Origin of the sequence: Acetohalobium arabaticum DSM 5501 (assembly GCF_000144695.1) — a bacterium.
In the GTDB taxonomy this organism is placed as follows: domain Bacteria; phylum Bacillota; class Halanaerobiia; order Halobacteroidales; family Acetohalobiaceae; genus Acetohalobium; species Acetohalobium arabaticum.
In genome coordinates, this window is the sequence record NC_014378.1 from 1,955,687 (window position 1) to 1,967,647 (window position 11,961).

The 11,961-nt window shown below is 39.3% G+C and carries 11 protein-coding genes; all 11 read right to left on the bottom strand.

Going from position 1 to position 11,961, the window contains the following annotated elements; all coding sequences use genetic code 11:
* Positions 1 to 8: 8 nt before the first annotated feature.
* The 11 genes from dapF to trpD all read right to left on the bottom strand — a co-directional run bounded on the left by dapF (position 9) and on the right by trpD (position 11,949).
* The gene (gene dapF, locus acear_RS09530; RefSeq protein WP_013278807.1) at positions 9 to 848 is read right to left on the bottom strand and encodes a diaminopimelate epimerase; all 840 of its coding nucleotides are present in this window, start codon (positions 846 to 848) and stop codon (positions 9 to 11) included.
* Between the two features lie 128 nt (positions 849 to 976).
* Positions 977 to 2,731 (bottom strand): pyruvate kinase, encoded by a 1,755-nt coding sequence (gene pyk / locus acear_RS09535; RefSeq protein WP_013278808.1) that lies wholly within the window; start codon positions 2,729 to 2,731, stop codon positions 977 to 979.
* 80 nt (positions 2,732 to 2,811) lie between these two features.
* Positions 2,812 to 3,810: a 6-phosphofructokinase gene (gene pfkA, locus acear_RS09540; protein WP_013278809.1), complete on the bottom strand. Its 999-nt coding sequence runs from the start codon at positions 3,808 to 3,810 to the stop codon at positions 2,812 to 2,814.
* 33 nt (positions 3,811 to 3,843) lie between these two features.
* Positions 3,844 to 4,800, bottom strand: a complete 957-nt coding sequence (locus acear_RS09545) for an acetyl-CoA carboxylase carboxyltransferase subunit alpha (protein WP_013278810.1) — start codon at positions 4,798 to 4,800, stop codon at positions 3,844 to 3,846.
* Positions 4,790 to 5,698 (bottom strand): acetyl-CoA carboxylase, carboxyltransferase subunit beta, encoded by a 909-nt coding sequence (accD, locus tag acear_RS09550; protein ID WP_013278811.1) that lies wholly within the window; start codon positions 5,696 to 5,698, stop codon positions 4,790 to 4,792. The genes acear_RS09545 and accD overlap by 11 nt, the downstream gene beginning before the upstream one ends.
* Before the next feature lie 349 nt (positions 5,699 to 6,047).
* The gene (locus acear_RS09555; RefSeq protein WP_013278812.1) at positions 6,048 to 7,475 is read right to left on the bottom strand and encodes a sodium:solute symporter family protein; all 1,428 of its coding nucleotides are present in this window, start codon (positions 7,473 to 7,475) and stop codon (positions 6,048 to 6,050) included.
* Positions 7,476 to 7,549: 74 nt separating this feature from the next.
* The gene (gene trpA, locus acear_RS09560) at positions 7,550 to 8,347 is read right to left on the bottom strand and encodes a tryptophan synthase subunit alpha (protein WP_013278813.1); all 798 of its coding nucleotides are present in this window, start codon (positions 8,345 to 8,347) and stop codon (positions 7,550 to 7,552) included.
* A complete protein-coding gene (trpB, locus tag acear_RS09565; RefSeq protein WP_013278814.1) occupies positions 8,340 to 9,530 on the bottom strand; it encodes a tryptophan synthase subunit beta in 1,191 nt (396 codons plus the stop codon). Before trpB ends, trpA begins: the two co-directional genes overlap by 8 nt.
* Positions 9,520 to 10,149 carry a phosphoribosylanthranilate isomerase gene (locus tag acear_RS09570; protein WP_013278815.1) on the bottom strand — a complete coding sequence of 210 codons (630 nt, stop codon included), beginning with the start codon at positions 10,147 to 10,149 and terminating at the stop codon, positions 9,520 to 9,522. Before acear_RS09570 ends, trpB begins: the two co-directional genes overlap by 11 nt.
* On the bottom strand, positions 10,136 to 10,930 hold the full coding sequence (trpC, locus tag acear_RS09575) for an indole-3-glycerol phosphate synthase TrpC (protein WP_013278816.1): 795 nt from the start codon (positions 10,928 to 10,930) through the stop codon (positions 10,136 to 10,138). Before trpC ends, acear_RS09570 begins: the two co-directional genes overlap by 14 nt.
* The gene (gene trpD / locus acear_RS09580) at positions 10,921 to 11,949 is read right to left on the bottom strand and encodes an anthranilate phosphoribosyltransferase (protein WP_013278817.1); all 1,029 of its coding nucleotides are present in this window, start codon (positions 11,947 to 11,949) and stop codon (positions 10,921 to 10,923) included. The genes trpC and trpD overlap by 10 nt, the downstream gene beginning before the upstream one ends.
* Positions 11,950 to 11,961: the final 12 nt, after the last annotated feature.

The window sequence follows — 11,961 nt, forward strand, 5'->3', positions numbered from 1 at the left end:
GTAATAATTTATTTTATCCACTCGCCTACAAATACTTCCTCAGCTGGACCAGTCATATAGACATGACTGTCCTCAGTCCACTCTATAGTCAAGTCTCCGCCCAATAGATGGACTTCAACTTTTTGATTAGTATAATCATTTAAAATTGAAGCCACTGTTGAACCACAGGCTCCGGTACCACAGGCTAAAGTAACTCCTGCTCCCCGCTCCCAAACGCGCATCTTAATTTCGGATCTATTCATTACTTCAATGAACTCAACATTTGTCTTCTCTGGAAACCGTGGATGCTCTTCAATTTTAGGTCCCACTTCTGTAACTGGAAAATCATCAGCATCATCAACAAAGATAACAGTATGAGGATTTCCCATAGAAACAGCAGTAATCTCATACTCCTCATTCTCAACTTCTAACTTCTCTTTTATTACTTTATCCTTATTAACTCCGGTAATCGGAATATCGGTACTACCCAAACCAGGCTGGCCCATATCTACCTGAACAGCTTCAACTTGGTCTTTCTCAATTATTAACTCAGGAACTATAATTCCAGCTAGAGTTTCTACTCTGATTTTAGTCTTTTCTGTTAAGTCACGATCATAGAGATACTTACCAAAACAGCGAATAGCATTTCCGCACATTTCCGGTTCACTGCCGTCAGGATTGAAGATTCTCATTCTAAAATCAGCTTCTTCCTGCTTTGATGGTAAAATCAAAACTAATCCATCAGCCCCAACTCCAAAATGCCGATCACAAATAGCTTCAGCTAATTGATTAGGGTCAGCAATATCTTCATTAAATCCATTAACCATCACAAAATCATTGCCTAAACCATGCATTTTAGTAAACTCCATCTAACTTCTCCTCTCCTCTTATTACTATCAAAAGAATCCATCATTAAAATTACTTCTCTATTCTAACATCTAATCCTGCAAAGTTGTAGAAAAAAGCACACAGCAGTTAACTGTGTGCAGAAATGATTTTACAAAACATTGGCTTCTCCTTTATATACTAAACCGCGGACGCTATCGACAGTTACCAGCTCCCCATCCTCTAACATTTCCATAGCATCATAAGCACCTACTACTGCCGGAATACCTAAGTTTAAACTAACGATAGCAGCATGAGAAGTAAGACCAGCCTCTTCAGTAATTACAGCTTCTGCTTTCTTCATTGCTGGTACAAAGTCTCTATCAGTACTATGAGTAACTAATACATCTCCTTCTTTCATCTTCTCGTTAGCTTCATCAGGATCATCTACAATACAGACTCGTCCACTGAAAGCAGTCTTGCCGATTCCCGTCCCTCGTACAATAGCTTCTCCGACAATATGCACCCTAAGTAGATTAGTAGTACCGGATACACCAACAGGAGTTCCAGCGGTCAAGACAATTAAATCGCCCATATTAATATATCCAGCCTCTAAAGCTCCCCGAACTGAAACTTCAAACATATCATCAGTAGAAGCAGTATCTTCTACTACAATAGGCTTAACTCCCCAGGATAAAGCTAACTGTTTACAGACTTTAGGATTTGGTGTAGCTGCAATTACTGGAGAATAAGGACGGTATTTAGAAACCATACGGGCAGTATGCCCAGAGCTGGTAGAAGTAATAATCGCCGAGGCTCCTAAATCATGAGCAGTTTCACAGGTTGAATAGCTAATTGAATCTGTAACTGTCCGCGGCGGCACCATATTCTTCTGTGCCATCTGTTTAGCATACTGTTCAGATTCTTCGATTTCTTGAGCAATCTTGGCCATAGTTTCTACTGATCTTACAGGATACTCTCCCATTGCTGTCTCTCCTGATAACATTGTAGCATCAGTTCCATCTAAAATAGCATTAGCTACATCACTTGCTTCTGCCCTAGTCGGTCGGGGATTTCGAATCATAGAATCAAGCATCTGAGTAGCAGTAATTACCGGCTTACCTTCCCTATTACATTTATCAATCATCATCTTTTGGGCTGCTGGAACCTGTTCTGTAGGAATTTCAACTCCTAGATCACCCCGAGCAACCATAATTCCACTAGAAACTTCAATAATTTCATCAATATTTTCGACGCCTTCTTCACTTTCTATCTTAGATATAATCTTAATATCAGCATCATCTTTTTCTAAAATACGCTTAATCTCTAATACATCGGAAGCTTTACGAATAAACGAAGCAGCAATGAAATCTACATCCAGTTCAATTCCAAACTTAATATCAGCTGCATCTTTGTCAGTAATTGCTGGTAAATTAACAGAAACTCCAGGCAGATTTACTCCTTTACGTAATCCTAACTGCCCACCATTAAGCACTGTGCATTCTACCTCAGTATCAGAAATATTATCTATTTCCAATTCAATTAATCCATCATCAATCAGAATAGTTCCGCCTACTTCAACATCTTTAGGAAGATCGTTATACGAAACAGATACTCTCTTATCATCACCTTCAATCTCTTCTGTTGTTAGTACAAACTTCTCCCCTTCCTTTAGCGTAACCTCCTCATCATTCTTTAACATACCGGTTCTAACCTCTGGACCTTTAGTATCAAGCATAATAGCTACCGGCTTTCCCTTCTGAGCAGCTAAGTTTCTTACTCTTTGAATCCTTTCTTTATGCTCCTGGTGATTACCATGAGAAAAGTTCATCCGCGCTACATTCATTCCAGCATCAATCAACTGTGATAAAGTCTCTTCATCATCACTTCCGGGACCAATAGTACATACAATCTTTGTCCTTCTCATAAATACTCCTCCTTTATTTCCTTAAAAACTACCTATATCAATTACCTCCCCTATTATATTATAAAATGTTAGGTGAATTATTATAATGATAAGATATCTGCTAATTTATAGATTTCTTTATTTAAATCCTTAGATCTGGTTAAAGACTCTTCGATTGGAAAGCTTTTAACCTCTTCATGAACAACGCCTACCATTTTATTAGTTTCTCCTTCTAATAAAAGATCAACAGCTGCTGCACCTAAGCGGCTGCCTAAAATCCTATCCTGAGCTGTGGGAATCCCGCCGCGCTGCAGATGGCCCAAGACAGTAACTCTCGTCTCAAAACCGGTTCTATTACTGATTTCTTCTGCTATAGCAAAGGCCTGGCTTTCATTATTATCAGTTGAAGAGGTAAAATCCTGTTCAATCCCTTCCGCTACTAAAATAATACTATGCAGTTTACCGCGCTCATAACCATGGTTTAACTTTTCACAGACTTCTTCAAGGCTAAAATCTATCTCCGGTACTAGAATTGATTCTGCTCCACCAGCTAATCCAGACATCAAGGTTAAGATTCCAGAATGCCGCCCCATAGTTTCCACTACAAAGGTCCGTTCATGAGAAGTAGCCGTATCTCTAATCTTATTAATAGCATCTAAAATAGTATTCATTGCTGTATCATAACCAATAGAATAATCAGTACAGGCAATATCATTATCTATAGTGGCAGGAACTCCAACTACCTTAATATCCGATTCCTCACTGAGTAACTGAGCTCCCTTAAAAGAACCATCACCGCCGATCACTATCAATCCTTCAATTCCGCCGTATTTTAGCTGTTCAATAGCTTTTTTACGTCCTGCTTCAGTTCTGAATTCTTCACAGCGAGCAGAATGTAGCATAGTCCCGCCCCGATGGATAATATCAGCTACAGAACCGCGGTCCATTACCATAAAATCACTTTCGATAACACCAGTATAACCGCGTTTAATGCCGATTATTTCTAATCCCTCATAGATAGCCTTTCTGGTTACTGCCCTAACAGCAGCATTCATACCCGGTGCATCTCCACCACTAGTCAAGACACCAATTTTATCCATTGATTAGCCTCCTGATAAATATTAAAGAAACTTTTATTCATTATATTCCCCAATTCGTCTAAATTTATCATACCTTTGGTCTAACATCTCTTTTATTGATAACTGCTCCACCTCTTGTAGGCTATCTAAAACAGCTTCTTTTAACAATTCACCACTTTTAGTAAAGTCTTTATGAGCACCGCCTATCGGTTCAGGAACTATGTCATCTATAATTTCCAATTCTAATAGGTCCTCAGCTGTCAACTTCAATGCCTTGGCCGCTGTTTTTGCTTCAGCAGCATCCTTCCAGAGAATAGCTGCACAGGCTTCAGGAGAACAGACAGAATAATATGTATACTCCATCATCATTACTTTATCGCCAACTCCAATGCCTAAAGCTCCCCCGCTGCCGCCTTCACCAGTAATAACTACAATAATCGGTACTTCTAAGCTTCCCATCTCTCTCATATTTCGGGCTATAGCTTCAGCCTGGCCGCGCTCTTCAGCGCCAATTCCAGGAAATGCTCCTGGAGTATTAACTAAAGACAGAATAGGACGATTAAACTTTTCAGCCTGTTTCATCAACCGTAGTGCTTTTCGATAGCCTTCCGGATGGGCCATACCGAAGTTACGGTTAAGATTATCCTTAGTATCCTTACCTTTCTGATGGCCAATAATAGTTAAAGGTTGAGCTCCTATTTTACCTATCCCTCCTATTAAAGCCTGGTCATCTCCAAAATTCCTATCGCCGTGTAATTCAATAAAATCATCACAGATTAAATCAATATAATCAAAAGTCGTAGGACGCTCAGCATGTCGGGCCAACTTTAATATCTGCCACGGTTCTAACTCATCATAAATTTCTTCCTTTAATTGAGCAGACCGATGCTTTAAAGTTTCAATTTCATCAGTTAAATCTATATCCTTTTCCTCCATAAACTGTTTTAATTCTTTAATCTTATCCTCTAATTCCAACAGTGGTTTTTCAAATTCTAAATTATTATTGGCCATCTGCCTCACCCCGCAAACTATGAATATCTAAAGTTCTGACTAATATATCCTTCATATCTTTCCGATTTACTACTTTATCCACCATACCATGTTCTAATTGAAACTCAGAAGTCTGAAAACCGTCAGGTAGATCCTTATTTATCGTCTGTTTAATAACTCTAGGACCAGCAAAACCAATCTTGGCATCAGCTTCAGCAATAATTATATCGCCTAAAGAAGCAAAGCTAGCCGATACTCCTCCATAAGTAGGATCAGTTAAAACAGATATGTATAAGTGGCCTGCTTTATCCAGTCTGGATAAAGCAAGGCTGGTTTTAGGCATCTGCATCAAGGATAACATTCCTTCATACATTCGGGCACCACCGCCACCACCGGAAATAATAATCAGAGGCAGCTCTTTATCTAAAGCAGCTTCAATTGCCCGCGTAATCTTTTCACCTACAACCGAGTTCATACTTCCCATCAGAAAATTAGCATCAACAATGCCTAAGATTACTTCATGTCCGCCTATCTTAGCTTCACCAGTTACAGCCGCTTCATTTAAACCAGTCTTTTCTTGATATTTTTTTAACTTTTCTTCATAATCAGGAAAATCTAATGGATTTGTCGTCTCTAATTTCTTATCATATTCTTTAAATTCTCCTTCATCAACTAAAATATTTAACCGTTCCTGTGCATTTAACCGAAAGTGATAACCACACTCCAGACAGACTTTTAAATTTTCAGCCAACTTTTTATTAAAGATAATTTCTCCACAATTTTTACATTTGGTCCATAATTCTTCTTTTATCTGTCCTTTCCCCTTTTCTTTCCGCTTTTTATTCTCATCATCTTCTTCTCTCTGTCTCTTAACTGTTACATATTTAGATTTTTTACCGCCAAACCAATCTTTAAACATATAATTCACCCCTCTAAAGCTAAATATTACCAGATATAATATCTATAATAGTATATCCTAACATTCATTTTTTAATTCTTGCCCAGTTTTTATCCTCTATATATTATATATATTGAAAGTAATTTACAGCAGTAAAAATATTAAACATAAAATTATGAGCAGCATAATCTACATTATACTGCCCATAGAAATCCTTTTAATATGAATTTTCTTCTCTATCCTCTATTATTCAAACATAACTACAGAATAAATGATAAATCATAAAAAAGCTAAATTATGGACAGCATAGAAATCCAACCTATGCTGTCCATAATTATACCATAAAACAGCTAAATTTCAACTGCTCTATCTAAGTAGATTCAGATTCAACAACTTCGTTAGGAATATTGGCTGGTGTTTTATCTAACATACTAACCAATAAAAATGTACCTATAGCAATCGGCCAGGCTAAAAATATAGGATGTGAAACAATACGAATTGCAGGAACAAAAACCCAAACAAATAAAAAGATAATTCCTGTTCCTATAGTCCAAAAAGCAGCACTCTTTTTACAAAGTTTTGGCGCAAAAATTGTAAAAAGAACCACAACAGTATAAGCAGTAGTTAAAGTTAAGCCTATAAGCAAAGTATCCAGAATACCTTCAACAGTAATAGCTAAGAGAAAAGTTAACGCAGTTATTACTACAACTACTATACGAGACATGATGTGTTCTTGTTTTTGTGTTATGTCAGTCTGAATATAATTTTTCCAAATATCATTGACAACTAAAGTTGAACTACCTAATAACAACCCTACTGTTGTAGATATACTTGAAGCCCATAAACCAGCCAATGTTAAACCGCTTATTATAGCAGGCAGGTTCAAAATAACTTTTGGTAAAGCCATAGCAGGATCTTCTAACCCTGGAAACTGAACAGCAGCTACAATACCAAACAAAGCACAAATAAACCCAATAGGTAAAATAATTAACCCGCCTAAAATAAAGCCTCTTTTAGCTGTTTGTCCGTCCTTCGCAGCAAAAGAAATCTGTACAACAGCCTGTGTTGAATGAGTTTGCGTAATCATAACTATAAACCAAGCAATTATTATTCCAATACCTACTCCAGCTACAGGATCAAACCACTGTAAACCAACCGGCAGATTAGCAACTATATTTGATATCCCTCCAGCTTTACTTATACTCATTATTGCTCCAATAATAACTCCTATATAAATAACTATAACATTAATTAAGTTAGTTAATCCTGCTCCCCAATAACCACCAATCAATGCAACTCCGCCTAAAACTATAGCAGTCAATAATGCCCCCATATTAACACTGAAAAGCTCCGGTAACAATGAAGCCAGTATAGCACCACCGGCAATATACTGTAGAGAAGTAATAACAATCTGAATAATTATCTGACCAATAACTGCAATTACTCGGCCTGCTTCATCATAATAATTTCCGAATAATTCAGGAATTGTTGTTACAGTCAAATCCCTTAGTCGTGAAGCAGCAGTAAACCCAACAACAATCGCTCCAACAGCCCAGGCTGCATTATACATACCGGCTGAAATCCCCTGAGTATAAGCACTTTCAGCAACGCCAATTGTAGATGCACCTCCAACAGCCAAACCGGTTAACATTGCAGCCACAATATATGCTGGAAATCCTCTATCAGCTAAGAAAAATTCTTCTACAATCTCTTCTCCACTTTTAAGCTTTGTAGAATACCAAGCAAGCCCATATAATAACATTATATAGACAATTACAATCAACAAAGTTACATTCATTATATTAACCTCCTGATTTTAAAAATAAATTAATAACTGCAGCTACTTAAAGTTGGAGCTTTATCAACAGAAATCTAAAGAGCCTTCTTTAATCTTTTAACCAAACTACTTACTTCTTTTAACATTACCTCTTCCCTCTGATCTAAGTTTTCAGCTATTCTATCTATAATAGCGCTACCGACAATAACTCCTTCGGCATATTTAGCTACCTGGGCTGCCTGCTTGGGAGCAGAAATACCGAATCCTACTGCTAGCGGCTGATCACTATGCTGTCTTACTCTAGCTAAAAAACCCTGCAGCTGAGATGATAATTTATTTCTAGCTCCTGTTACTCCCAGAGTAGAAACACAGTAGATAAATCCGTCGCTCTGCTGGTTAACTAATTCCATCCGTTCTTCAGAACTAGTCGGTGCCAATAAGAATATACTGCTTAATTGATCACCGTTTTTAAACTTCTCTACTTCCTCAGCTTCCTCAGGCGGCAGGTCAGGAATAATTAAGCCGTCTACTCCTACTTCTTCTGCTTTAGAAACTACTTCCTGCAGACTGTACTTATAAAAAGAGTTATAATAACCCATTAAAATAATTGGAATCTCCACTTCAGTCCTTACTTCTTCGATTAAACCAAATATCTGCTCAAGATCAGCTCCGGCTGATAAAGCTCGCTGAGCTGCCTGTTGAATTGTCGGTCCATCGGCCAGTGGATCAGAATAAGGAACTCCTAACTCAATCATATCAACCCCTGAAGCTTCAAACTCTTTAATTAATTTCTTAGTAAACCCTAATGTTGGATCCCCAGCAGTAATATAGGGCATTAAAGCCGTCTCTTCCTGCTTCTTTAACTGCTTAAACTTCTCTTCAATTCTATTCATCGGCTTCTTCCTCCAATCTGTTGGCTACTGCTTCTACATCTTTATCTCCTCTTCCCGAAAGATTGAGAACTACAATTTCGTTAGAATCTAACTTAGGAGCTAATTCACTAAGATATGCCACGGCATGAGCACTTTCTAAAGCAGGAATAATTCCTTCTATCTCAGATAATAACTGAAAGCCCTGCAGTGACTCTTCATCTGTTATTGATTCATAATCAGCCCGTCCTGTCTCAAAATAATGGCTGTGTTCAGGTCCGACACCTGGATAATCCAGACCGGCTGAAATAGAATGAGCCGGAATAATCTGACCATCACTATCCTGCAAAATATAAGACATCGAGCCGTGTAGAACCCCCTGGCTGCCAGCATTCAGTGAAGCAGCATGTTTTGCGGTATCCAACCCTAAGCCGGCTGCCTCAACACCGATCATCTCCACTTCTTCATCTTCAACAAAAGGGTAAAAAATTCCCATAGCATTGCTGCCGCCGCCGACACAGGCTACTAAATAATCAGGCAGTCTACCTTCTAACTCTAGCATCTGTTCCTTTGTTTCTTCTCCGATTACTGCCTGAAAGTCCCTAACTATTTCTGGATAAGGATGAGGTCCAACTACCGAACCGATAATATAATGTGTATCCTCTACATTAGTTACCCAGTCTCTAATTGCTTCATTGGTAGCATCCTTTAAGGTCTTAGAGCCGGACTCAACAGGAACAACTTCAGCTCCCAATAATTCCATCCGGAAGACATTCATCCTCTGGCGCTCAATATCCTTAACCCCCATATATATCTCACAATCTAAATTGAAAAGAGCTGCCGCTGTAGCCGTTGCTACTCCGTGCTGCCCGGCTCCAGTTTCGGCAATAATTCTCTCTTTTCCCATTCGGTCAGCCAATAATACCTGTCCGATAGTATTATTGATCTTATGGGCACCGGTATGGTTCAAATCCTCCCGCTTTAGATAAATTTTGGCTCCACCTAGCTTTTTTGTTAATCTTTCAGCATAATAGAGCGGCGACGGACGACCTACATAATCCTTAAGATAGGACTCCAGCTCAGCCTGGAATTCATCATCTTCTTTGTATTTATCATAAGCTGCTTCCAATTCATCTAAAGCAGCCATTAGAGTCTCCGGTACATACCTACCGCCAAATTCTCCAAAATAACCTCTTTTATTCTGCATACTCCAACCTCCTTATGTTATTAACTACTCTCTTTAATTTTTGCTGGTCCTTCTGTCCCGGACTACTTTCAACTCCACTGTTAATATCTACTCCATAAGGTTCTACCTTTTTGACAGCAGTAGTAATATTATCCGGATTCAAACCGCCGGCCAAAATAATCGGTCCTACTTCTTCTGCCTCTACAGCCAGATCCCAGTTGAAGGTCTTACCGGTTCCGCCCAACCTCTTAGGTTGATAGGTATCCAGAAGATATCCTGCTATTTCATAGGCGGCCATCCTTTTAGGTTCCAACTTTTCCCGCACGCGAAAGGCCTTAATCACCTTCCATGCTTTCAGCTGCTTACAATACTCCGGCGTTTCAGTTCCATGTAACTGCAGTGTATCTAAACCGCAGTAATCAGCTGTCTTTTGAACCTCCTCAATATCTTCATCGACAAAAACTCCTGTTAGGTTAATGAATGGAGGCAGTTTATTTATTATCTGGTGTACCTGCTCAGCAGTTACCTGTCTGGGGCTATTAGCAAAGATGAATCCTATACTATCTACTCCCAAGCGAACAGCCTGCCTGGCATCATCCAGATTAGTAATACCGCAGACTTTAATTCTAGTTGCTGCCATTTCCATCACTCCTACCCAGCAGTTCAGCTATTCTATTGCTGAGATCATCACTACGCATTAAGGCTTCTCCTATTAAAACAGCATCGACACCAGTATCAGTTAATTTCTCAATATCATCTTTAGAGGAGATACCGCTTTCGCTAACTATAACTTTATCTGCTGGTAATAATTCCTGCAGCTGCAGCGTCTGTTCTATATCAGTCTCAAAAGTCTTTAGATTCCGATTGTTGATGCCGACTATTTCAGCACCAGCCCGGCAGGCTGTCTTTAACTCCCCAGCTGTATGGACTTCCACTAATGCTTCCATTCCCAGCTTTCGAATTAAACTGATTAATTCTATCAGCTTTTTTTCCGTTAGAATATTGACTATCAATAATACAGCATCGGCGCCATGGGCTTGAGCCTCATAAACCTGATAAGGATCAATGATGAAGTCCTTCCGCAGCAGGGGCAGATCTGTTGCTTCTCTTACCTGCTGTAGATATTCAAGGCTGCCCTGAAAGAATTCTTCATCAGTTAATATTGAAATAGCCTCCACTCTATTTTGGGAATATTTTTTTGCTATCTCCACTGGATTAAAGTCTTTCCTGATCAACCCCTTTGACGGGGAAGCCTGCTTGATTTCAGCAATCAATCCCAAAACTGAATTAGTTAAGGCTGCTTTGAAGTCTCTGACTTCATCTACTGGACGTAATCTCTCCTTTAATTCCGTTAGGCTTATCTCTTCTTTACGCTGCTTTACTTCTTCTTTAGTATTGGCCACTATTTTATCTAGGAACATTTTTGGTCCTGCTTTCTCTGGGTATAATCAATTAATGCTTCTAACTTATCTAAAGCCTGCCCAGTATCTATTACTTCAGCTGCCAGATCGATTCCTTCTTCCAATCTATCGACTTTACCGGCCACCAGGAAGGCTGCTGCACTATTAAGCAGAATAATCTCCCGTTTAGGCCCTGATTTACCCTGTAAGATATCGAGAGTAATCTGAGCATTCTCTGCTGCATTACCACCCTTAATATCTCCTACTTCTGCTAAAGATAATCCAAAGTCACGGGGATGAATAGTAAAATCTTCTACCTCTCCATCAGAAAGATAGCTAACCTTAGTCTCACCTAAGTTTGAAATCTCATCTAACCCACCGGCGCCGTGAACCACAAAGGCCCTCTTAACTCCTAAATTTCCCAACACATGGGCCAATACCGATGTTAATTCCGGGTCATAAACGCCCAATACCTGGTATTCAGCACGAGCCGGATTTGTTAATGGTCCCAAAATATTAAATACAGTTCTGATTCCAATCTCTTTGCGCGGCTTAATGGCGTGCTTCATAGCCTGATGGAAGTTAGGAGCATACATAAATCCAATCCCGATTCTATCTACTGCTTCAGCCACCTGCGGGGCTGTTAAATCTAGATTAACCCCAAGCTCTTCTAATACATCTGCACTACCACTTTTACTTGAGACTGAACGGTTACCATGTTTGGCCACTGGAACTCCTCCACCAATTGCTACAAAAGCAGTCGTTGTTGAAATATTGAAGGTTCCCACGCCGTCGCCTCCTGTCCCGCAAGTATCAATCACATCTGATGTTTTTGGCTTAACAGCAGTTGCCTTCTTGCGCATCACCTCAGCACAGCCAGTAATTTCAGGCACTGTTTCTCCTTTCATTCGCAATCCAGTGATGAAGCTTCCTATCTGTGCTTTAGTGGCCTCACCGCTCATAATCAATTCCATTGCTTCTGCTGCCTGACCAACATCTAAGTTCTTACCATTAGTTACCTGTTTAATAAATTTTCTCATCTATCTCAGCTC

Coding starts and splice junctions, on each gene's coding strand:
- trpA (WP_013278813.1), bottom strand. CDS start 8,347: ATGAATAGAATTGAAGAGAAGTTTAAGCAGTTAAAGAAGCAGGAAGAG.
- trpC (WP_013278816.1), bottom strand. CDS start 10,930: ATGTTCCTAGATAAAATAGTGGCCAATACTAAAGAAGAAGTAAAGCAG.
- trpD (WP_013278817.1), bottom strand. CDS start 11,949: ATGAGAAAATTTATTAAACAGGTAACTAATGGTAAGAACTTAGATGTT.
- acear_RS09570 (WP_013278815.1), bottom strand. CDS start 10,149: ATGGCAGCAACTAGAATTAAAGTCTGCGGTATTACTAATCTGGATGAT.
- pyk (WP_013278808.1), bottom strand. CDS start 2,731: ATGAGAAGGACAAAGATTGTATGTACTATTGGTCCCGGAAGTGATGAT.
- trpB (WP_013278814.1), bottom strand. CDS start 9,530: ATGCAGAATAAAAGAGGTTATTTTGGAGAATTTGGCGGTAGGTATGTA.
- acear_RS09545 (WP_013278810.1), bottom strand. CDS start 4,800: ATGGCCAATAATAATTTAGAATTTGAAAAACCACTGTTGGAATTAGAG.
- acear_RS09555 (WP_013278812.1), bottom strand. CDS start 7,475: ATGAATGTAACTTTGTTGATTGTAATTGTCTATATAATGTTATTATAT.
- accD (WP_013278811.1), bottom strand. CDS start 5,698: ATGTTTAAAGATTGGTTTGGCGGTAAAAAATCTAAATATGTAACAGTT.
- pfkA (WP_013278809.1), bottom strand. CDS start 3,810: ATGGATAAAATTGGTGTCTTGACTAGTGGTGGAGATGCACCGGGTATG.
- dapF (WP_013278807.1), bottom strand. CDS start 848: ATGGAGTTTACTAAAATGCATGGTTTAGGCAATGATTTTGTGATGGTT.